This window comes from Curtobacterium sp. SGAir0471 (genome assembly GCF_005490985.1).
In the GTDB taxonomy this organism is placed as follows: domain Bacteria; phylum Actinomycetota; class Actinomycetes; order Actinomycetales; family Microbacteriaceae; genus Curtobacterium.
The window spans coordinates 259,215-283,180 of the sequence record NZ_CP027869.1; the positions used below are offsets into that span (position 1 = coordinate 259,215).

Annotated in this window: 23 protein-coding genes; 9 read left to right on the forward strand and 14 right to left on the reverse strand. The window is 72.0% G+C overall.

Annotation, left to right across the window (positions count from 1 at the left end; all coding sequences use genetic code 11):
• Positions 1 to 79 precede the first annotated feature (79 nt).
• The 3 genes from C1N91_RS01355 to C1N91_RS01365 all read left to right on the forward strand — a co-directional run bounded on the left by C1N91_RS01355 (position 80) and on the right by C1N91_RS01365 (position 4,134).
• Positions 80 to 625: a hypothetical protein gene (locus C1N91_RS01355; protein ID WP_137766277.1), complete on the forward strand. Its 546-nt coding sequence runs from the start codon at positions 80 to 82 to the stop codon at positions 623 to 625.
• Positions 626 to 724: 99 nt separating this feature from the next.
• The gene (locus tag C1N91_RS01360; RefSeq protein ID WP_137766278.1) at positions 725 to 1,615 is read left to right on the forward strand and encodes an SDR family oxidoreductase; all 891 of its coding nucleotides are present in this window, start codon (positions 725 to 727) and stop codon (positions 1,613 to 1,615) included.
• Complete coding sequence (locus C1N91_RS01365; protein WP_137766279.1) at positions 1,612 to 4,134, forward strand: ATP-dependent DNA ligase; 2,523 nt, start codon at positions 1,612 to 1,614, stop codon at positions 4,132 to 4,134. The genes C1N91_RS01360 and C1N91_RS01365 overlap by 4 nt, the downstream gene beginning before the upstream one ends.
• Before the next feature lie 355 nt (positions 4,135 to 4,489).
• Here the strand turns inward: C1N91_RS01365 and C1N91_RS16525 are convergent, their stop codons facing one another.
• From C1N91_RS16525 to C1N91_RS01390, 6 genes are all read right to left on the reverse strand, one after another.
• Positions 4,490 to 4,663 (reverse strand): hypothetical protein, encoded by a 174-nt coding sequence (locus C1N91_RS16525; protein WP_175415851.1) that lies wholly within the window; start codon positions 4,661 to 4,663, stop codon positions 4,490 to 4,492.
• A 10-nt stretch (positions 4,664 to 4,673) separates the two neighbouring features.
• Positions 4,674 to 5,639, reverse strand: a complete 966-nt coding sequence (locus tag C1N91_RS01370) for a sugar phosphate isomerase/epimerase family protein (protein ID WP_137766280.1) — start codon at positions 5,637 to 5,639, stop codon at positions 4,674 to 4,676.
• 228 nt (positions 5,640 to 5,867) lie between these two features.
• The gene (locus C1N91_RS01375; RefSeq protein WP_137766281.1) at positions 5,868 to 6,551 is read right to left on the reverse strand and encodes a fumarylacetoacetate hydrolase family protein; all 684 of its coding nucleotides are present in this window, start codon (positions 6,549 to 6,551) and stop codon (positions 5,868 to 5,870) included.
• Positions 6,552 to 6,568: 17 nt separating this feature from the next.
• The gene (locus C1N91_RS01380; RefSeq protein WP_137766282.1) at positions 6,569 to 6,784 is read right to left on the reverse strand and encodes a hypothetical protein; all 216 of its coding nucleotides are present in this window, start codon (positions 6,782 to 6,784) and stop codon (positions 6,569 to 6,571) included.
• Positions 6,771 to 7,115, reverse strand: coding sequence for a hypothetical protein (locus C1N91_RS01385; protein ID WP_137766283.1), 345 nt, complete (start codon positions 7,113 to 7,115; stop codon positions 6,771 to 6,773). The genes C1N91_RS01380 and C1N91_RS01385 overlap by 14 nt, the downstream gene beginning before the upstream one ends.
• A gap of 147 nt (positions 7,116 to 7,262) precedes the next feature.
• Positions 7,263 to 9,734, reverse strand: coding sequence for a phosphoketolase family protein (locus C1N91_RS01390; protein ID WP_137766284.1), 2,472 nt, complete (start codon positions 9,732 to 9,734; stop codon positions 7,263 to 7,265).
• Between the two features lie 204 nt (positions 9,735 to 9,938).
• Here C1N91_RS01390 and C1N91_RS01395 point away from each other — a divergent pair, with 204 nt between their 5' ends.
• The gene (locus C1N91_RS01395) at positions 9,939 to 10,619 is read left to right on the forward strand and encodes a hypothetical protein (RefSeq protein WP_137766147.1); all 681 of its coding nucleotides are present in this window, start codon (positions 9,939 to 9,941) and stop codon (positions 10,617 to 10,619) included.
• A 211-nt stretch (positions 10,620 to 10,830) separates the two neighbouring features.
• Here C1N91_RS01395 and C1N91_RS01400 read toward each other — a convergent pair whose 3' ends face one another.
• Entirely contained in the window at positions 10,831 to 11,433 is a 603-nt protein-coding gene (locus C1N91_RS01400; RefSeq protein ID WP_137766285.1) for a J-domain-containing protein, read from the reverse strand.
• Between the two features lie 132 nt (positions 11,434 to 11,565).
• Here C1N91_RS01400 and C1N91_RS01405 point away from each other — a divergent pair, with 132 nt between their 5' ends.
• Positions 11,566 to 12,627 carry a sodium:calcium antiporter gene (locus C1N91_RS01405; RefSeq protein ID WP_137766286.1) on the forward strand — a complete coding sequence of 354 codons (1,062 nt, stop codon included), beginning with the start codon at positions 11,566 to 11,568 and terminating at the stop codon, positions 12,625 to 12,627.
• A gap of 63 nt (positions 12,628 to 12,690) precedes the next feature.
• Here C1N91_RS01405 and C1N91_RS01410 read toward each other — a convergent pair whose 3' ends face one another.
• Positions 12,691 to 14,508 (reverse strand): glycoside hydrolase family 15 protein, encoded by a 1,818-nt coding sequence (locus C1N91_RS01410; RefSeq protein WP_137766287.1) that lies wholly within the window; start codon positions 14,506 to 14,508, stop codon positions 12,691 to 12,693.
• Between the two features lie 510 nt (positions 14,509 to 15,018).
• On the opposite strand from C1N91_RS01410, the gene C1N91_RS01415 reads away from it, so the two are divergent.
• Positions 15,019 to 16,185, forward strand: coding sequence for an RtcB family protein (locus C1N91_RS01415; protein ID WP_137766288.1), 1,167 nt, complete (start codon positions 15,019 to 15,021; stop codon positions 16,183 to 16,185).
• Between the two features lie 130 nt (positions 16,186 to 16,315).
• Entirely contained in the window at positions 16,316 to 17,149 is an 834-nt protein-coding gene (locus tag C1N91_RS01420) for a DUF1206 domain-containing protein (protein WP_137766289.1), read from the forward strand.
• Positions 17,150 to 17,256: 107 nt separating this feature from the next.
• On the opposite strand, the gene C1N91_RS01425 is transcribed toward C1N91_RS01420, so the two are convergent.
• Positions 17,257 to 17,829 (reverse strand): hypothetical protein, encoded by a 573-nt coding sequence (locus tag C1N91_RS01425; protein WP_137766290.1) that lies wholly within the window; start codon positions 17,827 to 17,829, stop codon positions 17,257 to 17,259.
• Between the two features lie 91 nt (positions 17,830 to 17,920).
• Between C1N91_RS01425 and C1N91_RS01430 the strand changes: the two genes are divergently transcribed.
• Both C1N91_RS01430 and C1N91_RS01435 read left to right on the forward strand, forming a co-directional pair.
• Positions 17,921 to 18,796, forward strand: a complete 876-nt coding sequence (locus C1N91_RS01430) for an SMP-30/gluconolactonase/LRE family protein (RefSeq protein WP_137766291.1) — start codon at positions 17,921 to 17,923, stop codon at positions 18,794 to 18,796.
• Between the two features lie 41 nt (positions 18,797 to 18,837).
• The gene (locus tag C1N91_RS01435; RefSeq protein WP_175415852.1) at positions 18,838 to 19,941 is read left to right on the forward strand and encodes an alpha/beta fold hydrolase; all 1,104 of its coding nucleotides are present in this window, start codon (positions 18,838 to 18,840) and stop codon (positions 19,939 to 19,941) included.
• A gap of 114 nt (positions 19,942 to 20,055) precedes the next feature.
• On the opposite strand, the gene C1N91_RS01440 is transcribed toward C1N91_RS01435, so the two are convergent.
• The 5 genes from C1N91_RS01440 to C1N91_RS01460 all read right to left on the reverse strand — a co-directional run bounded on the left by C1N91_RS01440 (position 20,056) and on the right by C1N91_RS01460 (position 23,894).
• The gene (locus C1N91_RS01440; protein ID WP_137766293.1) at positions 20,056 to 21,249 is read right to left on the reverse strand and encodes an NAD(P)/FAD-dependent oxidoreductase; all 1,194 of its coding nucleotides are present in this window, start codon (positions 21,247 to 21,249) and stop codon (positions 20,056 to 20,058) included.
• Between the two features lie 7 nt (positions 21,250 to 21,256).
• Positions 21,257 to 22,057, reverse strand: coding sequence for an SDR family NAD(P)-dependent oxidoreductase (locus tag C1N91_RS01445; RefSeq protein WP_137766294.1), 801 nt, complete (start codon positions 22,055 to 22,057; stop codon positions 21,257 to 21,259).
• 2 nt (positions 22,058 to 22,059) lie between these two features.
• Positions 22,060 to 22,566 (reverse strand): Dps family protein, encoded by a 507-nt coding sequence (locus C1N91_RS01450; RefSeq protein WP_137766295.1) that lies wholly within the window; start codon positions 22,564 to 22,566, stop codon positions 22,060 to 22,062.
• Positions 22,567 to 22,669: 103 nt separating this feature from the next.
• Positions 22,670 to 23,182 (reverse strand): MarR family winged helix-turn-helix transcriptional regulator, encoded by a 513-nt coding sequence (locus C1N91_RS01455; protein ID WP_137766296.1) that lies wholly within the window; start codon positions 23,180 to 23,182, stop codon positions 22,670 to 22,672.
• Between the two features lie 154 nt (positions 23,183 to 23,336).
• Positions 23,337 to 23,894, reverse strand: coding sequence for an NADPH-dependent FMN reductase (locus tag C1N91_RS01460; protein ID WP_137766297.1), 558 nt, complete (start codon positions 23,892 to 23,894; stop codon positions 23,337 to 23,339).
• Positions 23,895 to 23,966 lie beyond the last annotated feature (72 nt).

Sequence of the window (23,966 nt, forward strand, 5' to 3'; positions counted from 1 at the left end):
CCGCGGATGCGGCGAAGAGCCCTCAGTTCCGGGCGGATGGACAGCCGCACACGACGTGGGAGGGCGTATCGTGCCGCCCATGACGGGGGAACACGGCACCGAGGCCACGAACGGATCCGCTCTTGCGGACGACGACCGGATCGACGCTGCGGGGTGGTGGCAGCTCGTCGCCCTGACGGTCGGCGGGGCCGTCGCTCCGGCGGTGTTCTTCGTGCTGGAACCTCGGCCGGTCCCGTGGGTCGCGGTCGTCGTGCTCGGTCTCGCGCTGGCGGTCGTGCTCCCCGCCGCCCAGGTCTGGTCGTGGTCGCGCCGGGGCGGTCGAGCCGCGGTCGTGGCCACGCGGCGGTGGGTGGACGAGGGCCGTGTGCCCCCGGAGGTGCCGGAGACGGTCTGGCGACCCCGGGTGCGGCAGTGGGCGACGGACGCGCGTCGGCGACGGAGCAGCGGGTGGATGTTCCTCTGCCTGGTGCCGCTGTGGACGGTCATCGCGACGACGGGGAACGGCGGCGACTGGGGGGTCGTGGTCGTCTGGGCCGTGCTCGGGGTCGCCACCCTGGTGCAGGGGCGCGGGGACCGGGTCGGCGCGGAGCAGCTGCTCGCCACACCGGCGCGACCGACGGTCTGACGGCGCCGTTGCTCCTGCACAGCTCCGTCGCCGGCTCGACCTGTCCACGGGAGCGCCGGTCCTGAGCCGCCGTGCCGCCGCGACGAGCACCATGGGCCCATGAGCCAGCTCGACAAGCAGGACCCGCGTTCGCAGTACACCCGGCCGCCGTTCCCGCCGCAGACCCAGCAGGGGTCCGGGCTGGCCAGCGCGATGGACCCCGCGCCCGACCACGGCGAGACGACGTACCTCGGCACGGGGCGGATGCCCGGGTACCGGGTGCTCGTGACCGGTGCCGACTCGGGTATCGGCCGCGCGGCGGCGATCGCGATGGCGAAGGAGGGCGCGGACGTCGCCCTGAACGCCCTACCCGAGGAGCGCGAGGACCTCGAACAGGTGCGCGACGTCGTCGGCGACCTCGGGCGCAAGGCCGTGCTGCTGCCGGGCGACCTGACCGACGAGGCGTTCTGCGACACCCTCGTGCGCGACGCCGTCAGCGAGCTCGGCGGGCTCGACGCACTCGTGCTCGTCGCCGGACACCAGCAGGTGCACGAGGACGTCACCGAGCAGTCCACCGAGGACTTCGACCGCACGATGAAGGTCAACCTCTACTCGATGTTCTGGCTGGTCCGGGCGGCCGTGCCGCACATGGCGCCCGGCAGTGCGATCGTCACCACGAGCTCGGTGTCCGCGTACCAACCGCAGGACCGGATGATCGACTACGCCGCGACGAAGTCCGCCATCATCACCTACACGAACGGCCTGGCCCGGCAGCTCGCGGCGAAGGGCATCCGGGCGAACTGCGTCGTACCGGGTCCGGTGTGGACGCCGCTGCAACCGATCAGTTACCCCGGCGACGAGATCGCCGCCTACGGCCAGGACACCCCGTTCGGTCGCCCGGCGCAGCCCGTCGAGCTCGGCAGCGCCTACGTCCACCTCGCCGGTCCGGAGTCGTCGTACACGTCCGGCAGCACCCTGACCGTGGCGGGAGCGACCGGGGTCGCGCTGTGAGTCCCGTTGCGCGGCGGACCACCGTCCTCGTCGGCGACCGCCGCATCGCGATCACCAACACCGACAAGGTGCTCTACCCGGCGACGGGCACGACCAAGGGGCGGGTGATCGAGTACTACGAGCGCGTGGCGCCGTGGATGATCCCGCACGTGAAGGACCGCCCGGTGACCCGGAAGCGCTGGGCGAACGGTGTGGAGGGCACGGTCTTCTTCGAGAAGAACCTGCCCGACTCCGCGCCCGACTGGGTCCGTCACCACACGATCGCGCACAAGGAGCACGACACCGAGTACCCGATCGTCGACGACCTGCCGACGCTCGTGTGGATGGCGCAGCAGGCGGCGCTCGAGCTGCACGTCCCGCAGTGGCGCTTCGGTCCCCGCGGAGCGCAGCAGCACCCCGACCGGCTCGTGCTCGACCTCGACCCGGGCGAGGGCGTGGGGCTGCCGGAGTGCGTCGAGGTGGCGCTCGCCGCACGCGACATCCTGCACGGCATGGGCCTCGACCCGTACCCGGTGACGTCCGGCTCGAAGGGCATCCACCTGTACGCGGCACTCGACGGGCGTGCCACGACGACGCAGGTGTCCGATGTCGCGCACGAGCTCGCCCGGGCACTGGAGCAGGACCTGCGAGACCTGGTGCTGTCGTCGATGAGCCGTGCGGAGCGCCGGGGCAAGGTCTTCGTCGACTGGTCGCAGAACAACGGCAACAAGACGACGATCGCGCCCTACTCGCTGCGCGGCCGTGACCGGCCGACCGTCGCGGCACCGCGGACCTGGCGGGAGCTCGAGGAGCGCGGCCTCGCCCAGCTGGAGTTCGAGGAGGTCCTCGACCGCCTGGAGGCACACGGCGACCTCCTGCACCCGGTCGCCTCCGCCTCGTTGGCGGTGGGCAGGACCGACCACGGTCACTGGGACAGCGACCGGACCCAGCGTGCGAACGAGGCCGAGCAGCCGGCTCGCGACCGCCTCGCGGTCTACCGCGCCAAGCGCGACGCGACGAAGACGCCGGAGCCGGTGCCCGAGGGCGCGCCGACGGTCCGGCGGGACGGGACCCCGACCTTCGTGATCCAGGAGCACCACGCCACCCGTGACCACTACGACTTCCGGCTGGAACACGAGGGCGTGCTCGTCAGCTGGGCGCTCCCCAAGGGCGAGCCGACCGACCCCGGGAAGAACCACCTGGCGGTGCAGACCGAGGACCACCCGCTCGAGTACGGCTCGTTCGAGGGGACGATCCCGCAGGCCGAGTACGGCGGCGGGACCGTCACGATCTGGGACGACGGCACCTACGAGCTCGAGAAGTGGCGCGAGGGGGAGGAGGTCATCGTCACGCTGCACGGGCGGACCGGCGGCGCCCGGCGGCTCGCGCTCCTGCACACCCGCGGCCGGGGTCGGGGGCGCGGGAGCGCCGGCGACGAGAAGAACTGGCTCATCCACCGCACGAAGGACCAACCCGACCGTCTCGCCGACGACAGCGGCGGAGCGGGCGGCGGGCGGGCCTCCCGATCAGCGACCGCTGCGGAGCGTCGGCGGATCGAGCGCACCGCACCCTCGGCGACGCCGCCCGGCGAGCGGCGGGCGATGCTCGCGAGCCCGGTGCGCGGGGAGCCGCGCCTCGACCCGTCGGCCTGGGCCTTCGAGATGAAGTGGGACGGGGTCCGTGCCCTCGCCACCGTGCGCGACGGTCGGGTCACCCTGCGGAGCCGGAACGGCAACGACCTCACCGCGCAGTACCCGGAGCTGCAGGAACTCGGCGAGCGGGCCGGGGTCGACGGGGTCTTCGACGGCGAGGTCGTGGCGCTGGACGACCACGGGCGTCCGTCGTTCAGCCGGCTGCAGGACCGCATGGGGCTGACCAGGGCCCGCGACGTCGATGCCGCACGGCGACGCACGCCCGTCCGCCTGCTGCTCTTCGACGTGCTCGAGGCCGACGGACACGACCTGACCCGGCTCGGCTACGACGCACGGCGCGAAGCGCTCGTGACGGTCGTCGACCCGGGCGGGGCGATCGACGTGCCGCCGGCGGTCGAGGGCGACCTGCACCACGCCGTGGCGGAGTCGCGGGACCGGGGGCTCGAGGGCGTCGTGGCGAAGAAGCGGTCGTCGCGCTACGCCGAGGGGCGCCGCTCCGAGGCGTGGGTGAAGATCAAGCACCACGCCACGCAGGAGGTGGTCGTCGGAGGCTGGCGGCCCGGCAGCGGGCGGCGGGCCGGGGGAGTCGGGTCGTTGCTGCTGGGGATCCCCGGACCGGACGGGCTCGAGTACGTCGGCAGGGTCGGGACGGGCTTCAGCGACCGCGACCTCGACGAGATCGGCGCACTGCTCGGGAGGGCCGAGCGCAAGACCTCGCCATTCGTCGACGTGCCGCGGCCGGATGCCCGCGACGCACACTGGGTGACGCCGCGGCGCGTGGGCGAGGTCGTCTTCGCCGAGTGGACCGCCGACGGTCGGCTCCGGCAGCCGTCGTGGCGTGGGTGGCGGCAGGACAAGGACCCCGGGGACGTCGTCCGCGAGTCGTGAGCGTGCCGATTGCGATCCACCTCGTGGGAAGGCGGCCCGTGCGCCGGATCAGGGGACGCACGGACCGCCGTCGATGCACCGTGGCCGGCGATCAGGGTGGTGACCGACCACGGCGCGTCCAGGGCCCGGGACACCCACGGCCCGGGCATCCGGAACCCCCACGGTTCCGGGACCCACTGGTGTGACGAGTCGAGTCCGGGAATCGTCACGTCGATGTCCGAACTTCCTCCGCGTACCTGCTGCGGAGGTGCGCCTGACGACGAGAGGCCGTCCGGGAGCGCGGCTCCCGGACGGCCTCTCGGTTCGCGTCGGTCGGTCGGGTCGACGATCTGACCGGTCAGATGGCTCGACCTGCTCAGGCGGCCGGCGCCGGGCCGTCTGCGGGCTCCGCCGTGTCGGCGGCGGGCAGGTCCTCGTCGATCAGGTCCTCCTGCTCGGGCAGGTCGACCTCGGCGGCTGCTGCCTTGGCGTCGTCGATGGACTCCTGCGAGCGCCGGAGGAGGTCGTCGTCTGCTGCGTGATCCGTCATGCGGTCGACGCTACGCGGGCGCGCCTGTACCCGCGTCGGAGCGGGGGACGGGTCGTCCGACGACCGGCGCGGTGCCGTCGAAGTCGACGGCGGAGGTCGGGGCCGGTGTGGTCGGCATCGCCGGTGCGGCGGGCTCGTCGACCGCGTCCGCGGCGTCGAGCACGGCCCGGGTGGCGGCCGCAGCGGTCCGCAGCGCGTCGGTCAGGGGCATCGCGCGGTGCGCGGCCGTCCGGACCTCGACACCCCACGGTTCCTCGTGCCCGAGGCTCCGCAGCACGCGGACCAGGCCGGGGAGGTCCCAGGCGCCCGATCCCGGCAGGTGCCGCGCGGTGCGGGACTCCTCGGCGAGGGTCAGCCCGGACGGCGTGTGCAGCAGCCCGTCGCTGAGCTCCACCGCCGCGAGGACGCCGGGCGCGACCCCCTGCGCGATCGACGCCAGGGTCGAACCGCCGCGGAGCGTGTGCATGGCGTCGAGCAGGAGACCGGCGTTCGGGTGCCCGGTAGCGGCGACGAAGCGGGACGCCCGCTCGATCGTGGGCAGGTTCGACCAGGGCTCCGGTTCGAGGACGAGTCGGGCTCCGACCTTCTCGGCCTGCGCGGCGAGGTCGGTGAAGTCCGCCGTCATGGCCGCGGGTGTGACCGGGTGGACGCCGGTGTCGGCGCGGACGACGACCTGCCAGGCGCCGAGGGCGGCCGCGGCCTCGAGCACGACCCCGCGGTCGGCCTCGGCGTCGGTCGAGCGGCCGTCGTGGTCCCACCAGCGGTCGAGGGGTCCGAGCTGCAGCCAGACGATCCCCGCGCGGTCGAGGACCCGGCGCAGAGCCGGGAACCCGGTGGTCGCGCGCACCTCGTGGAGGTCGTCGAGCGACAGTGACAGACCGGAGAACCCGGCATCCCCGACGGCTCGGACCCGGTCGGCGATCGGCTCGTCGCCCGCCCAGGTCCAGGACGTCGCGAGCAGGTCGTGTTCCTGCACGGCGCACCTCCTCGGTCGGGACACGCACACGTCCCCGGCGCGCTCGGCGTCGAGCACGCTCGCGGTGTCCCGTGGTCTGACGTCGATGGTCCCCCGACGTCACCGACGTGTCTACGCCGGACGGCTGCGGGCGCTCCCAGCGGCGCGTTCCAGCACCGGGTGCGTGCCCATGCCGGGAGACGATCCTCCCGGGGAGCGGGGCCGCGCCGGGAGGGCCGCGCTCGTGCGTCAGACGATCCGGGTCGTCACCGCCCCGACCCCGTCGACGGCACCCGCGACGACCGCTCCGCGCTGCAGCGGCCCGACGCCGTCGGGCGTGCCGGTGAACAGCAGGTCCCCGGGCGCGAGGGTCACCCAGCGGGAGAGCTCGGCGATCGTCTCGGCGACCGACCAGATCTGGTCCGCCAGGTCGCCCGACTGCCGGACCTCGTCGTCCACCCGGAGTTCGATCGCGCCCGCGGTCGGGTCGATGCCTGCCGCCGGGACGAGGCTGCCCACCGGAGCCGAGGCGTCGAAGCCCTTCGCGAGGTCCCACGGACGGCCGAGCCGCTTCGCCTCGGCCTGCAGGTCGCGCCGGGTCAGGTCGATCCCCACGCCGTAGCCCCACACCAGGTCGAGGGCATCCGACACGGGGACGTCGGACCCGCTGCGGCCGAGCGCGACGACGAGCTCGACCTCGTGCTCGAGTCGATCGGTCCCGGGCGGGTAGGGGGTGTCGGCGCCGTCGGTGACCAGTGCGCTCGCGGGCTTCGAGAAGAAGAAGGGCGGCTCGCGGTCCGGGTCGTGCCCCATCTCGCGCGCGTGCGCCGCGTAGTTGCGGCCGACGCAGTACACGCGACGGACGGGGAACCGCCCGCCGGTCGTGGTCGGCAGCGAGGGCTGGTCCGGAGCGGGGATGACGAGGTCCTGCACGTGCCCAGCCTGGCACGTCAGCTCTCCGTGCTCGCGGTCTCGTGCTCGAGTGCTCGGCGACGGGCGCGCTCCTGGCGCTCCCGCCACTCCTGCCGGAGGTCCTCGAGCAGCTCGAGCCGCCCCTCCGGCTCGACGAGCGGGCCGTAGTGCGGGTCCGCGAGCAGGTTCCTGACAGCTCGCTCGACCCTGGCGAGTCGACGCTCGAACAGGTCGTCGGGCTCATCCGTGATCATCTCGTTCGTCCTCCTTCGCCGTGCCCCGTCTCCGGAGGCGCCGTCGTTCCGCCTTCTCGAGTTCCGTCAGGACCCATTCGTCATCGCGGGTGGCCCACGAGCGGGTCGCCAGGGCGTAGGTCATGAGCGCCGCTACGTCGTGGTCGACCGGGTCTCGTGAGAGCGCCCGCTCGACCACCCACGTCCAACGCTGCCACCAGAGGTCCCGGTGCACCGAGAACTCGGTATTCCGCCGCGTCCGCCGCCCCTCGACCACGGTCACGACGACGCTCGCTGCGGCCACCGCAGCGCCGACCAGCGCGACCAGCGCGCTCACCCATCCGACGTCCATGCGTCGAGCCTCACAGCACAGGACCGGCCACGCGGCGGGCGTGACCGGTCCTGTGGACGGTGCGGAGTGCCTCCAGGCTGTGCAGGAAGAGCGCGCAGGAAGAGCGCGCAGGAAGAGCGGACAGGAAGAGCCGAGCGTCGCGCGGGGTCAATTGCCGGGCGCTGCGCCCTCCGTCTCGCCGGCGCCCGGGTCGCCCCCGGTCCCGCCGTCGGTCGGCCCGTCCTGCGGCCAGCCCCGGAACTCCCAGCCCGACAGCGACGGGTGGTCCTCGCCCTTCGTGTAGGCGAAGGTCCGCGCGGCGTCCCGCGCCTCGGTGAGCTTCGCGAGCAGGTCAGCGTGCGCGTCGGCGTCGACCCGCGACAGGGCGTCGTGCGCCAGCGAGAAGCGGTCCATCTCGTTGAGCATGAGCATGTCGAACGGCGACGTGGTCGTGCCCTGCTCGAGGAAGCCGTGCACGTGCAGGTCGTCGTGCCCGTGCCGGCGGTACGTCAGCTGGTGCACGAGCGAGGGGTAGCCGTGGAAGGCGAACACCGTCGGGGTGCCCGGGAGGAAGACCTCGTCGTAGCGCTCGTCGCTGATCGGGTGCTCGTGCTTCCGCGGGTCGCCGAGGGACAGCAGGTCCACGACGTTGACGAAGCGCACCCCCACCTCGGGAGCGTGCTTCCGGATGATGTCCGCGGCCGCGACGGCCTCCACCGTCGGCACGTCGCCGGCACTCGCGAGGAGCACGTCCGCGCGACCGACGGCCTGCTCGGTCCCCGCCCAGTCCCAGACGCCCAGCCCGGCCGCGGCGTGTGCGACGGCGTCCTCGATCGACAGGAACACCGGCTCCGGGTGCTTGCCCGCGACGATGACCTCGATCCGGTCGGTCGTCTCGAAGGCGTGCGCGGCGACGGCGAGCAGGGTGTTCGCGTCCGCCGGCAGCTTGATCCGGACGAGGTCCTGCTGCTTCGAGGCGACGACGTCGAGGAACCCCGGGTCCTGGTGCGAGAAGCCGTTGTGGTCCTGCCGCCACACGTGCGACGACAGCAGGATCGACAGGTTCGACACGGGAGCGCGCCAGTCGATGTCGGTCGACGACTCGAGCCACTTGGCGTACTGACCGACCATCGAGTCGATGATGTGCGCGAACGCCTCGTAGGTGTTCAGCAGGCCGTGGCGGCCGCTCAGGACGTAGCCCTCGAGCAGGCCCTCGAGCAGGTGCTCGGACAGGACCTCGATCACCCGGCCGCGGGCGCCGAGGTGCTCGTCGCCGGCGGCCCGGCGCGCCCGCCACACCCGCGAGGTGACGTCGAACACGGCGTCGAGCTTGTTCGAGATCGTCTCGTCCGGGCCGAACAGGCGGAAGGACGATCCGTTGCGCGAGGTGAGTTCGGCGAGCCACGGGCCCAGCGTCGCCGTCGAGCTGGCGTCCTCTCCGACCGGCACCGCGTAGGGCTCGAGCGGTGGACGGTCGAGCGCCGTGCGGATGCGCCCGCCGTTGGCGTGCGGGGTGGCGCTCATCCGGTGGTCGCCCTGCGGGCGGATGGTCGTGAGGATGCCGGTCGGCTGGCCGTCGGCGTCGAAGAGCTCGTCCGGACGGTAGCTCCGCATCCACTCCTCGAGCTGCTCGCGGTGCCCGGCGTCCTCGCGGACCGCGGGCAGCGGGACCTGGTGGGCTCGGAACGTGCCCTCGACGCGCTCACCGTCGACCTCCTGCGGGCCGGTCCAGCCCTTCGGGGTACGGAGCACGATCATCGGCCAGCGCGGACGCAGGTCGGCTGCGCCTGCCGGCTGTCCGGTTGCGGCACGCTGCGCCTGCGCACGCGCCGCGGCCTGGATGTCGTCGATGCTCGCGAGGGCGCGGCGGAGCGCGCCGTCGAACAGCGCGTGCACTGCGAAGGGGTCGTGGTCGACCCGTGCCGAGTCGACGACGATCGGGTCGTACCCGAGGCCGCGGAAGTACGCCGTGAGGTCCTCGTCGGGGATCCGGGCGAGGATCGTCGGGTTCGCGATCTTCCAGCCGTTGAGGTTGAGGATCGGCAGCACCGCACCGTCGGACACCGGGTCGAGGAACGTGTGCGCCTGCCACGACCCGGACAGCGGTCCGGTCTCGGCCTCGCCGTCGCCGACGACACAGGCCACCACGAGGTCCGGGTTGTCGAGGGCCGCGCCGTACGCGTGCGCGAGGGAGTAGCCGAGCTCGCCGCCCTCGTGGATCGAGCCGGGCGTCTCCGGAGCGGCGTGCGACGGGATGCCGCCGGGGAAGGAGAACTGCCGGAAGAACTTCCGCAGGCCCTCGGGGTCCGGCGTGATGTCGGGGTACAGCTCGCCCCAGGTCCCCTCGAGCCAGGCGTTGGCGTTCATCGCGGGACCGCCGTGCCCGGGACCGCACACGTAGAGCAGGTCGCGGTCGGTCTCGGCGATGAGCGCGTTGCAGTGCGCGTAGACGAGGTTGAGCGCGGGCGAGGTGCCCCAGTGCCCGAGCAGGCGCGGCTTGACGTCGTCCGGGTCGATGGGGCGGGTGAGCAGCGGGTTGTCGAGCAGGTAGATCTGCCCGACGGTCAGGTAGTTCGCGGCACGCCACCAGGCGTCGATCGCCCGGATCCGGTCGGTGCTCGGGATGTGTGCGGGGGCCATGCCCTCACGCTACGGAGTGGGGGACAGGATCTCCCCAGGAACTTCGTCCAATCCGATCCGACGAGGGCGTCGAAACACTGTCACAAGCCGGGAAACACCCGGAGCGCTCACCAGCCGCAGGTAGCTGGTTCTCCACCCCTGTTCGGGGTGTGTTCGGCGCGCACTCAGGGAATCGCGCCGAGCGCGACAACGGAAGGAACCATCATGCGCAAGTCCATGAAGACCTCGATCACCCTCGCCACCACCGGCGCCCTCGTCCTGGGCGGTGCCGCGTTCGGCATCAGCACCGCGAACGCTGCGACCCCGAACGTGCACACGGTCTCGTCCTCGTCGTCGAAGATCCCGGCCCCGGTCGCGTCGGTGCCGGAGGTCAAGGGCGGCAACACCGCCGTCGCGCTCGACTCCGGCTTCACCGACGCGCTGACCTCGCTGGGGCTGACCCCGGGTGTGTCCGGCAACGCCAAGCTCGAGAACGGGTCGGTGTCGTTCCCGATCACCGCCGGTTCGGTCACGTACTGGTCGCCGGACGGCAACTACCGCCCCTACGTGCAGGGTCTGCTGGACCACGACGACTCGGGCCTGACGCTCAAGGCCGGTGACACGACGGTGACGCTGGAGAACTTCGTGGTGAACCCGGGCTCGTCCAAGCTCTACGGTGACGTCCTGGTCAACGGTCAGGTCGCCGCGTCGAACGCGTACCTGTTCTCGCTGCACGGTGGCACGCTGAAGCCGCTGCAGCTCGAGGGTGACAACGCGATCCTGACCGGCACCACCGTGCACGTGTCCTCGGACGCTGCGGGCCTGCTGAACCAGACCTTCAAGACCGACGCCGTCAAGGCCGGCCTCCTCGTCGGCACCGCCACCATCACCGCCCAGATCAAGTAAGCACCGGTCAAGCAACACCTCCGCGGGCACGACCCGCACCAGCACCACCACGAGAAGGCGCCGCCCCCGACCACGGGGACGGCGCCTTCCGCACGTTATCGGGACGACCGGCACCCGGTCTGGAGGCGCGACCCGCCTCCTCGTCGTCGGCCGCGGTCCGCGAGACGGCCGGTCAGGTGATCGCGCACCGCACGCGGTCGCGCACCGCACGTCAGGCGCGCCGCCACCACCGCCGCGGCCGTGCCGCCTGCTCCGCAGCCGCGCGATCGGCGGCAGTCCGCTCGTCCGCAGCGCGACGGGCGTCGCGCCGCTCGCGCCAGCGCCCCACCTCGGCGTCGACGTCGCGCATCGGCGTGACGACCGGCGGCCCGCCGAGCAGCTGCCGCCGGGCCTCCTTCACCCGGGCGTTGAAGTCCACGAGGACCGCGCGGACGTCGTCCTCGGTCGTGAGGGCGTCGAGGTGGTCGTCGAGCTCGACGTCCTCGGTGCGCAGTGCCAGCGCGGGCGGAGCGATGCCGCGGATGTCCTCCCGCTCGATCTTCGCCTTGATCCACCAGTCCGGGTCGTGGCGTCCGTCGTTCCCCGGCAGCGGCTTGCCATGGTACGGGTTGCCCTCGAACACCCCGCGGCGCTCGGCCTCCTCGATGCGGGCGCGCGCGTGGCGCTCGACGTCCTGCAGTCGGAGCAGACGTCGTTCCTCACGGACCTCGTCCGGGTCGAGGGAGCCGCGTTCGATCTCGCTGTCCACCAGCTGCTGGTACCGGTACCGGGCAGCTCGTCGCAGCCGGTCCATGCGTGCGTCGACGTCGTTCATCGCCCGGCCATCATGCGCCGCACCCCCGACGGTGTGCTCAGCGGGGGACGACCTCCCCGTCCGACGGAGCGGCTGAGCCGCTCGACGCGTGCCTCGGAGCGGTCCCGGCAGATGGGGTCCACGGTCGAGGGCATGGGATCGCTACCGCTCTGGCTGCTCGTCGTGGTCTTCGTGGCCGGTGCCGCGGTCATCTGGGTCGCGGGCATCCAGCTCTCGAAGACCACCGACGTCCTCGACGCCCGGCTGCACCTCGGCAGCGCGCTCGGAGGCCTCATCGTGCTCGCCGTCGCGACGAACCTGCCCGAGATCGCCATCACCGTCAGCGCCGGGCTGTCCGGGAACATCGAGGTCGCCGCGGGCAACATCCTCGGCGGCATCGCCCTGCAGACGGTCGTGATCGCGATCCTCGACGCGTTCGGCAAGCGCGGCAAAGGCGTGCGACCGCTGACACACCGCGCTGCGTCGCTGACCCTCGTGCTCGAGGCGATCGTCGTCGTGGCGGTGCTCGCCGTCGTCGTCGCGGGGAGCCAGCTGCCGCCGGACCTCGTCGTCGCTCGTCTCACGCCGGACGTGGTGCTCATCGCGACCATCTGGGTCGTCGGTCTCCTGCTCGTGCAGCGCGCCGGCAAGGGGCTGCCCTGGCACGAGGGCGGACGTGCACCGGACGCCTCGCCGCACACCGCGGGACACCGCACCCGGAAGCAGGACCCGCCCCGGATGAGCACGCGGAAGGCGGCGATCGTCTTCACGGTGTCCGCCCTGGCGACGCTCGTGGCCGGTGTGGTGCTCGAACGCGCCGGCGACGCGGCATCGGAGCAGATCGGGCTCTCCGGGGTGCTCTTCGGCGCGACGGTCCTGGCCCTCGCCACGAGCCTGCCGGAGATCTCCACCGGCATCCAGGCCGTCCGGCAGGGCGACGACGACCTGGCCGTGTCGGACATCTTCGGCGGCAACGCCTTCCTGCCGGTGCTCTTCCTCGTCGCCACGGTGCTCTCCGGCAGGGCCGTGCTCCCGCAGGCGAACGCGAGCGACGTGTACCTGACCGCGCTGGCCGCGCTGCTGACCCTCGTCTACGCCGTCGGCCTGGTGTTCCGACCGAGGCGGCGGATCATCGGCATGGGTGTCGACTCGTTCGTCGTGGTCGTGCTCTACCTGGTCGGCGTGGCCGGCCTCGTCGCGATCACCCTGGGTTGAGCGGATCGCGTGCCCGCCTGACGGGTGACGGGATGCCCCGATCCGCCCGCCTCTGCCGCCCGCTCAGGACTCGGCCGCGACCTCCTCGATCGTCAGCGCGGCCTGGATCAGTGCCAGGTGCGACAGCCCCTGAGGGATGTTGCCCATGAAGGCGCCGTCCTCGGCGCTGAGCATCTCGCTGAACAACCCGACGTCGTTCGCCTGCGCCACCATCTCGTCCATCAGTGCCCGGGCGTCGTCCACCCGGCCGGTGCAGGCCATCGCCGCCGCGAGCCAGAACGAGCACGCGACGAACGGCGATTCCTCCTGGTCCATGCCGGAGTACCGGTAGACCAGCGGGCCGCGCTGCAGCTGGGCCTCGATGGCGCGGATGGTCGACGCCATGCGGGGGCCGCGGTCGAACGACGACATCGCGTGCAGCAGGATCGACGTGTCGAGGGCGTCGGACCCCGGGTACATCACGTAGTACCCGCGTTCCTCGTCCCACCCGTGCTCGGCGACCCACTGCTCGATGAGCTCGCGGTTCTCGATCCACTTGTCGCGCGGCCCGTCGATCATGCCCTTGTCGTGCAGCTCCACCGCGGCGTCGAGGGCCTGCCAGCAGCCGATCTTGCTCGACACGTAGTGCTGCGTGTCCGTCAGCTCCCACATGCCGGAGTCCGGTTCCTCCCACCGGTGGCAGGCGTCGTTCGCGAGCCGCTCGAGCACCGCAGCGGTCTGCCGGTCGAGCACGTTCCCCGCGGCGACGTACTGGCGGAGGATCTCGAAGACGTCGCCCCAGACGCCGAGCTGCAGCTGGTCGCCGGCACGGTTGCCGATGGTCACAGGGCCGATGCCCTTCCACCCGGGGACGTCGCGTTCCTCGACGCCGTCGGTCTTCGAGCCGTCGAGCTCGTAGAAGATCGGCATGGTCTCGTCGTGCTCGGCGATGGTGCGCATCACCCAGGACACCGCGGCGTGCGTCTCCTCGCGGAGCCCGAACCGCGTGAGGGCGTGCACGGTGTAGGACAGGTCGCGCACCCAGGCGAAGCGGTAGTCCCAGTTCTTGCCGCCCGTGCGGTCCTCGGGCAGGCTCGTCGTCGGTGCCGCCGCGATCGCCCCCGTGGGCGAGTAGATGAGCAGCTTCAGCGCGAGCGCACTGCGTTGGACGGCGTCGGCCCAGGGCCCGTCGTACGAGAAGGTCTCCGACCAGGTCGACCAGTTCTCGATCGTCCGGTCGACCGCGTCGAGCGTGCGCTCCGGTTCGGGCATGAAGATGGGCTCGTTCTCGGTGCCCACGATCGTCAGGATCGACTTCGACCCCTCGTTCGTGGTGAAGCGTCCGGAGAAGCGCGGCCCGTCGTCGTGGACGGGCTCGAAGCCGTGCTGGACGATGCCGATCGTCACGCCGTCGATGCCGATCACCGTGCCGTTGGCCGTGTCGATACGACGTGGTTCCGCCGTGTTCAGCAGGGTGCCGGGGACCACCGCCCACTCCATCTCGACCGTGCCGGAGACGCCCTGCACGCACCGGCCGATCTCCGCCCACGGCAGGCGGCCGGCGACCCCGGTGACCATCGCGTCGGTGACCGTGCAGGAGCCGCTCTCGGTGGTCCACGTCGTGACGAGGACGTTCGTGCCCGGCAGGTACTCGCGCTCCACGCTCGCGTCACCGGTGGGACGGAGCGCGATGTGTCCCCCGTGCTCGGCGTCGAGGATGCTCGCGAACACCGGCGACGAGTCCATCGAGGGGATCGGCAGCCAGTCGATGCGCCCGTCGCGCGCGATGAGCGCGACCGTGCGGCCGTCACCGATCGCTCCGTAGGAACGGAGCGGGACGTAGCCGTCGGTCCGTTCCTCGTTGTCGTTCGCGTCGGGGGTGTCGCGGGTGCGCTCGGTCATACCACCAGCCTGCACGGAGGGACGTGCCGACCATCAGCAGGACGTACCCCGCTGTGGACGGGTGAGCCGTGCCTCCCGGCTGTGCAGGCGGGACCGCCCCGACGGACGCCAGCGGTACCGCGATGCGCGCGACACGCCCGGGCGACTTGTGCAGCCCGGGCGTGTCGCACTACTGTCGGTCCTCCTGCCCGACGGGCAGGGCCGCCCGCCCCGGGCACCCACGGAAGGACCGCGATGCGCGCCCAGCAACACAGCAGCCGCACCGAGCGACAGCTCGATGCGCTCGTCGTGCTGCCCGCGCTGCAGTACGCGAACCAGTCCCTCCGCGAACCCGCGTAGGCACGCCGCCGTCCTCGGACGTCCCGTGCCCACCCGGCCCGGGGCGTCCATCCCGTCGTTCCTCCACAGGTGCACCGCACCGGAGTCGGAGGCGCAGGACCCGTCCGCCCCGGACCGTCACCCCGACGGCCACCCGGCCGTCGTCGACCGTCACGACGAAGGACGAACACCGTGCAGAAGATCACCGACCGATTGCTCAGCTGGGCCTCGATGCTCGAGGAGAACACCGAGCAGCAGGCCCGCACGACGGCCCGCATGCCGTTCGTGTTCCCGCACCTCGCACTGATGCCCGACGCCCACCTGGGGCTCGGCGCCACCGTGGGTTCCGTCATCCCGACCCTCGGTGCGGTGATGCCCGCAGCCGTCGGCGTCGACATCGGCTGCGGCATGATCGCGGTCCGCACACAGTTCGGGAAGGCCGACCTGCCGAGCGACCTGCAGCCGCTGCGTGAGCAGATCGAGCGCGCCGTCCCGCTGTCGGCCGGAGCGTCGAACCGCAAGGTCGTCGCCACCGCCGAGCCGCGGATCGCCGAGCTCGAGACGATGGCCGAGGCCGCCGGCTTCGACCCCGCCGGGGCACACGGCGGCTGGCGGAACCAGCTCGGCACGCTCGGCTCGGGCAACCACTTCATCGAGGTCTCGCTCGACGAGCAGGACCGGGTCTGGCTGTTCCTGCACTCCGGCTCGCGGGGCGTCGGCAACAAGATCGCCCAGCGGCACATCGCGGTCGCGAAGCGGATGATGCAGCGCTGGTGGATCGAGCTGCCGGACCCCGACCTGGCCTACCTCGTCGAGGGCACGCCGGAGTTCGACCGGTACATCGCCGAGCTCCGCTGGGCGCAGCACTTCGCCCTGCTCAACCGCGAGGAGATGATGGACCGCGTCGTCCGGCAGCTGTCCGAGGTGCTCGGGCAGCCCGTGGACGAGCAGGAGCGGATCAACTGCCACCACAACTTCACGCAGCGCGAGACGCACTGGGGGAAGAGCGTGTGGGTGTCCCGCAAGGGGGCGATCCAGGCGACGGCGGGGCAGCCCGGCCTCATCCCGGGGTCGATGGGCACCGCGTCGTACGTGGTCGAGGGGCTCGGCAACAAGCCTTCGCTCGAGTCCTCGCCGCACGGGGCCGGACGCCTGTTCTCGCGGTCCGCTGCCCGGCGGACCTTCACGCACGAGCAGCTGCGCGAGGCGATGGCGGGGATCGAGTACCGCGACACCGACGCGTTCCTCGACGAGATCCCCGCGGCGTACAAGCCGATCGACCAGGTGATGGCGGACGCCGCCGACCTGGTCGCGATCCGGCACACGCTGCGGCAGGTCGTCAACGTCAAGGGTGACTGACCGCGGACGGGAGGCGCGTGGCCGTGTCCGCCACGCGCCTCCCGTCCGACGGCGGTCACGTCCCGTCACGCACCGGTCCCGGCGCGCACCGCGGCGGACAGCGGACCGTGCGGCGGGCAGGCTCGAGGGGATGAGCGACCAGGCGGAACGAGCGGCACGCGAGACCGGACGGCAGGCGCGGCGCGTCGCCGACAGCAGGTGGTTCGAGCTGACGGCGCGGGCCGGCTACGTCGGCAGCGGTGTCGTCCACCTGCTCATCGGCTACCTGGTCGTGCTCCTCGGCTTCGGGAACGCCTCCTCGGGCAGCGAGACCGACCAGTCCGGTGCGCTCGAGCAGCTCGCGAAGGTGCCCGGCGGTGTGGTCCTGCTCTGGGCCGTCGCCGTCGGGACCGCCGCGCTCACCCTGCGGCTCCTGCTCGAGGCCGTCGTCGGCGGCCGGTCCGACAGCGCGCGCGGGTGGGCGGCCCGGGCGAAGGACGCCGGCAAGGCGATCGTGTACGGCGTCGTGTCGTACTCCGCCGCGACGTTCGCGCTCGGCGTGGGGAAGAGCTCGAGCGGATCGAGCCGGAGCGCCGCCGCCCAGGCGCTCGCGACGCCCGGTGGGGTGTTCCTGCTGCTCGCCGCGGCGGCCGTCGCGATCGCGATCGGCATCGGACTCGTCGTCATCGGGTGCCGTCGCTCGTTCCGGAAGCACATCGTCCGACCGCCGCGGAGCCTGGACCGACCGGTCACCGTGCTCGCCGTCGTCGGGTACGTCGGCAAGGGCCTGGCGGTGGTCGTCGTCGGCGTGCTCATCGCGGTGGCGGGCTTCCGGAGCGATCCCGGCCAGGCGACCGGCCTCGACGGGGCCTTCGACGCGGTGCGACAGCTCCCCGCCGGGTCGGTGCTGCTCGTCGCGATCGGCGTCGCCTTCCTGGCCTACGGCGTCTGGAGCTTCTTCCGCGCCCGCTTCGCGCGCCTCTGATATGTTGGAAGCAGCTCGCCTCCTGCTGGGGGGATGAGAAGTCGGAGCCGGTGCACCTGGGGTATACCAGGTCCCGGCTCCAGCGCTGTCCGTGGGTCGTCCGCGCGTCAGGGCTCGACCTCGAACGTCTGGACGACGCTCGCCAGGGGTACCGGTAGGGGCCGGGCATCGGTGACCGCTCGTCCGATGGCACCGAGGACCTGGTCCGGCAACCACAGCAGCGGCTCGCAGCGTGGATCGCCGTGCTCGATCCGCAGCGACGAGGGGATCACTCGTCGTCCGCGGAGCGCCTCGACGACGCGGAGATCACGGGTGTCCAGCGCTGCTGCTCGACGCTCGAGCGTCAGGACCGAGACGCCGAGGACGGCGAGTTCCCACCCGAGGCGCTCGAGGCAGACGGCTCTGGCGCGTTCCTCCCGCCGGAGATCGGTCGGCATGCCGATGACGACGAGGTGTCGTGCGGGCAGCGCGGCGATCGCGGTCTCGACCCGATCTCGTTCGCGGTGGCCGAGGTCGTGCCAGTGCAGCTTGCCTCGCGTCGGTCGGAGCGTCCGCAGCGTCTCCCGCGTCGTCGCCGCGTCGTCGGTGTCGACGACGGACGCCCCGAGGAGGTACGCGGGACCGCTCCAGCCCGTCGACCGGATGCTCTCGTCGCCCCAGGCGTGCAGTGGACAGATCACCCGTCGAACGTGCCACTCGGGGTCCCTCGGCCGTGAATGCTCCGCATTTCGCTGGTAGGCCGTGCACGCCGCCCCCGGTAGACGGGGACGCATGCACACCGACGCCGTGACCGGGCCCGTGACCGTCTTCTGCGACGAACAGGCCGTGCTCGCGGAGAGCATCGTCTGGGATCCGACCACGGAGCGGCTCCGCTGGACGGACATCACCCTCGGGCTGCTCACCACCGCCCGCGCGGACGGCACGGTCGAGTCGAGCGTCGCGCTGCCGCCGCCCCTGGCGAGCTTCCAGCCCCGCGCCACCGGCGGGTTCGTCGCGGCACTCGGCGACACGGTGGTGCTCACCGACGAGCACGGCGTGGTCGAGCGCGAACTGGTCCGGGTGCACCACGCGACCACCGAGATGCGGTTCAACGAGGGCAAGTGCGACCCGTTCGGCCGGTTCCTCGTCGGCAGCATGGACCTCTCGGACCAGGACCCCGCGGGAGCGCTGTACTCGATCGAGCCCGACGGCACGACACGGGTGCTCCGCGGCGGCTTCGGCGTGACGAACGGCATCGAGTGGTCGCCCGACGGCAGCGTCATGTACGTCACGGACACGAGCACCTCGACGATCTACCGCGGCTCGTACGGCCCCGAGGGCGATCTCGGCGAGCTCGAGCCGTTCGTCAGCGGCGCTGCGCACGACGGACTGGTGCGCGACGACGAGGGCTGCTTCTGGACGGCGGTCTACGGGGCTGGTCGCGTGGAGCGGTGGGACGCCGAGGGCCGGCACCTCGAGACCGTCGAGGTACCGGCGCCGAACGTCACGTCGGTGGCCTTCGGTGGCCCGGACCGGTCGACGCTCTTCGTCGGTACCGCGCGGGAGAACAGCACCGAGGAACAGCTCGAGCAGTACCCGCACTCCGGCGCGGTCTTCGCGGTGCCCACACGGGTGCACGGCGCTCCGGCGTCCGCGTTCGGCGGCTGAACCGCGGGTACCGTAGGAGGTCGCCGATCCCAGGAGGCCCCGTGGACGAACAGGACGACCGGAACCCACCGCCCGCTCCCGACCCCGCCGGTGCGCTGGCGCGCGCCGAGGACGCCGACGTGCAGGTCGAGGTGGACCGGATCGCCGTCGACGGCACCTACGTCCGCGTCAGCTCGATCGGGCACCCCGGCGACCGGGCGTTCGTCCTCGTGGCGGGGCTCGGGATCGCCGCCACCTACTACGAGCGACTCGCGCCGCACCTCAACGAGAACGGCCCGGTGCACGCCCTCGACCTGCCGGGCTTCGCCGGGGTCCCGCGGTTCCGAGGCGCGGTGTCGATCGAGCGGTACGCGGACGCCGTCGAGCAGGTCATCCGTGAGCTGCGGCTCGAGGACCCGGTGCTCGTCGGCCACTCGATGGGCACACAGGTGGTCACCGAGGTGGCTGCGCGCAACCCGCACATCCGCGACCTCGTGCTCATCAGCCCGGTGGTCGACAGTCGCGCCAGGAGCATCCCGACGTCGGCGTTCCGCTTCCTGCGGTCGTCCCTCCACGAGCCCGCCGCGGTCCGCTGGCACGGGATAACCGCGTACGCGCTGTGCGGCTGGCACTGGTTCCGGAAGGTGCTGCCCCGGATGATCGCGTTCCCGATCGAGGACCGCGCCGCCGAGGTGCAGGCCCGCACGCTCATCGTCCGCGGGGAGCACGACGCCCTGGTGCCGCGCGACTGGGTCCGGTCGCTGGCGCGGGTGTTCCCGCACGCGGTGCTGCGCGAGGTCGTAGACGGTGCCCACTCGGTCATGCACGCGCAGGCGGACGCGGTCGCCCGGCTCGCCGTGGCGCTCGTCGACGGGCGGATCACCGACCGCGGGGTCGGCTCGCTGCAGCGGGTGCGCGACGACACGACGTCGTCCGACCTCGCGCGGCTCGGCCCGAAGGACGCCTGGCTGGTGGTGAAGTCGCGCTTCATCGAGCTGTTCGGCATGGCGAAGGGCGACGACGAGCAGCTGGAGCGGGCGAAGTCCGCGCACGCGGTCGCGATGGCGGACGGCGACGGGATCCCGGTCGACCCGGACGACCGTCGCGAGGTGGTCGACGACGTCGCACCCGAGGTGCGCGACCAGCACGGGAACGACCAGCACTGACGTGCGTCGCGGAGGGTGGTGGGCCCCGTCAGAACCGCGAGAGCGACAGTGTCCGCCCGGACTCCGGGCGGACACTGTCGCTCCCGCGGCACACTCACGGAGCCGACGCGAACGTCACGGGGTGATGCGCCCCGGCAGCATGTCCCGCGTCAGACCGTGCGCGTCGGCGAGCACCTTGCGTGCATCGTCGGTCTTGTCGGAGACGTTCCAGAGCAGCACGCCGCGGACCGTGTCGTCGTCGTCCAGGTAGTAGACGACGCCGGTGGTCAGGGGTTCCTGCCAGTCCTCGACGGTCTGCAGCTCGGTCGAGACCTGTCCGACGGCCTCGTAGCCCGTGTCGAACACGTTCGAGTAGAACATCGGCGTGTGGTCGTAGGTCTCGTCCGCGTCGGCGAGGTTCCGCCCGACCTGACGGCCCTGCTCCTTCGCGTTGTCGACGTGCTCGACCCGACGCGTGCCGAGGATGCGGTCCGGGTACTCGGCGACGTCGCCCGCGGCGAACACCGACTCGTCGTCGGTCACGAGCGTCGACGACACCACGATGCCGTCGCGCACGGTGAGACCGGCGTCGGCGGCGAGCTGCGTCTGCGGCTCGATGCCGAGTCCGGCGACGACCGCGTCGGCCTCCAGGACCGATCCGTCGTCGAGCGTCAGGGACACCCCGTCGTCCGACTCCGTGCCCTGCTCGACACGGCTCCCGGTACGGAGCTCGACACTGTGGTCGACGAACCGCTGCTGGAACGCGCGCGCGAGGTCGTCCGGGAACATGTGTCCGCCGAGGACCTCGTCCGGCGTGACCAGGGTCACCCGGGCGCCGTTCTGCACGATGCCCGCGGCGATCTCGGTGCCGATGTAGCTGCCGCCGACGACGGCGACGTGCGCGCCGGCGTCGGCGAGCTCGCGGAGCCGGCGGTAGTCGTCGGCGCTGCGGTAGTCGAGGACCCGCGTCGAGGGCGAGAGGCCCGGCAGGCTGCGTGGCTTCCCGCCGGTGGCGAGCAGCAGGCGCTCGTAGCCGTGGGTCTGGCCGTCGTCCGTCGTCACGGTCTTCGCCTGGCGGTCGATCGCCGTCACCCTGGTCCCGAGCACGAACGTCGCGCCGGTCTCCTCGGTGTGCAGGTCGACCTTCTCGTCCCAGCTGAACTCCGGGTCGGTCCAGAGCTTCTTCGACAGTGCCGGACGGGCGTACGGGCGGTCGGTCTCCTCGCTGATGATGCCGATCGAGCCGTCGGCGTCGATCTCGCGGATCCCGCGGGCAGCGGCGTCGGCCACCATCCCGCCTCCGACGATCAGGTAGCGGAAGTCGGTCATGGTTCTCCTAGATGGTGGCGACCGAGCCGGAGTCGACCCGGTAGTTCGACCCGTTGACGAAGCTCGCCAGGTCAGAGCAGAGGAAGGCGACGACGTTCGCGACCTCCTCGGGCTCCCCGCGGCGACCGAGCTCCATGTACGGACGCTGCTCGTCGAGGAAGCTCGAGATCGCCTCGTCGAACGAGGTCCCCTGCTCCTTCGCGCGCTCGTCCATCATCGCGTCGGTCATCGGCGTGTGGATGAAGGCCGGGCTCACGGTGTTCACCAGCAGCCCCTCGGAGGCGTACGACCGCGACAGGCCCTTCGCGAACGAGAGCACGCCGGCTTTCGCGGCGCAGTACGGCAGTTCGTCGTCGTACGGCTGCGAGGCGTCCTCGGAGACGAGGTAGACGATGCGACCCCAGCCGCCGTTCCGCAGGTCGCCGATGAACTCGCGCGTGATCCGCACCGGTCCCATCAGGTCGACGTCGATGGTGTCGAGCCAGCCCTGCTCGTCGATCTCGTGGAACATCCCCTGCGCGCCCGTGATGCCGGAGGACTGCACGAGGATGTCGATCTCGCCGACGGCGTCGCGCACCTTGTCGTGCAGCGCGGCGAGGGACTCGGCCTTCGTCACGTCCGCGGCGAAGGCGAACAGCTTGCCGTGCGGCGCCTCGAGCTGGTCGGCGCTGGTGTCGAGGCGGCCCTGGTCGAGATCGGTGACGACCACGGTCGCACCCTCCGCCAGGAGGATGCGAGCCGTGTTCCAGCCGATGCCGGAGTCGCCACCGAAGACCAGGGCGGTCCTGCCCCGGATCCCGAGGTCCACGGTCAGGAGGCGGTGGAGGCTTCGGCGGTCGCCGGGCTCGTCGCCGCCGCGAGGGGCGTGCGCGGGGCGCGGTTCTCGGCGGAGACCATCCAGGCGAGCTGCTCGAGGCGCTCGATGAAGCCGTGGAGCAGGTCCGCGGTCGTCGGGTCCTCGTCGTCGACCTCGTCGTGCACGTCGCGCATGGTGCCCGTGGCCTGGTAGAGGCGCAGGGTCACCAGGTCGATGGCGTCGTGCGTCGAGACCTCGCCCTCCGGGAACGGGTCGAGGTGGCTCGACTGCGCCACGGTGGCCGAGCGCCCGTCCGGCACGGCGTAGAGCGCGCGCATGCGCTCGGCGGTGTCGTCGGCGAACTCACGGGCGGCGTCGACGATCTCGTCGAGCTGCAGGTGGAGGTCGCGGAAGTTGGTCCCGAGGATGTTCCAGTGGGCCTGCTTGCCCTGCACGTGCAGGTCGATGAGGTCCACGAGGACCGCCTGGAGGTTGGCGGCGAGCTTGTCCGATGCGTGCATGATCGGCTCCTTTCGCGATCGGTGACCCTTCCGGTCTACGCGGTCGCGCGGTGCGCGCTCTCAGTGCACGTGCACCCGGGCGTCCCCCGTGGTGCCGACCTGCTCAGTGCTCCGGTGCGGGGTCCACCTGGTCGACGGCGTCGCGCATCCGCTCGAGGAAGGACGCGATGACGCGGGCGTCGGCGGCGGACAGGCCCTCGGCGATGGACATCATCCGCCGGTGCATGACGCCGAGGGTGGCCCGGACCTCGTCGTCGGTCTCGGTCGTCGGGGTGATCACGAGGGCGCGACGGTCGGTGGGGTGCGGGTCGCGACGGACGTGGTTCGACTTCACGAGCCGGTCGATCAGGATCGTGGTCGAGGCCGACGAGATCTTCAGGTACGCGGCCAGGTCCTTCGGCTTGACGATCCGTCCGGCGCGCTGGGCCTGCAGCAGGTAGCGGACGGCGAGCAGGTCGGTCTCGCCCATGCCCATCGAGTCACGGGTCCGCCGCCGCATCGCGGTCTCGGCCGCTCGGTAGCGGCGCAGGGCGTTCAGCACGGCGACACCGCGCTGGGTGGCGTCGTCGTCGGGGAACCAGTACCCCGACGCCTCCGTGATCTCCTGCGTCGACATGTCGTTCAGGGTAACCCGTCTGGTATCTCGACCACCTAGCGGATCCAGGTGCTGAGGACGGGTCGTGACGTCCTGATCGACGGACGGGAGGCGCGGTACCACCCGGCACCGCGCCTCCCGTCCGTCCTGTGGTCGCGTGACGCGACCGGTCGGCTCAGGCCGCGACGCGCTCGTCCGCCGCGTCGGCCAGGGCGCGGAGCGCGCCCTGCACGAGGTCGACGACCTCGGCGTCCTCGCGCGGGTGGGTCTCGGCGAACCGGACGACCGACTGCGGGATGGCGACCTTGACGTCCTCCAGGACCTTCGCGCCGGCGATGCCCGCCGACTTGCGGGCGTCGTCGTGCGCCCACACGCCGCCGTACTGACCGAAGGCCGAGCCGATGACGGCGAGCGGCTTGCCGGACAGCGGCGAGGCGCCGAACGGACGCGAGCCCCAGTCGAGCGCGTTCTTCAGCACGGCGGGCATCGTGCCGTTGTACTCGGGTGTGACGAGCAGGACGGCGTCCGCGGCGGCGACGGCGTCACGGAAGGCAACGGCGGCAGTCGGCGGGGTGTCGCCGTCGATGTCCTCGTTGTAGAAGGGCAGGTCGACGATGCCGTCGAACGTGGTGAGCGTGATCCCCTCGGGAGCGTGCTGCTCGGCTGCCTCGGCGAGCTTCCGGTTGATCGAGCCGGCGCGCAGGCTGCCGACGAGGACGAGGACGTTCGTCATGGGTCTTCCCTTCTCTCCGTGACCGTTCGGTCACGCAAATGGTGTCCGGGACGACCAATGCGGTTCCTGGAC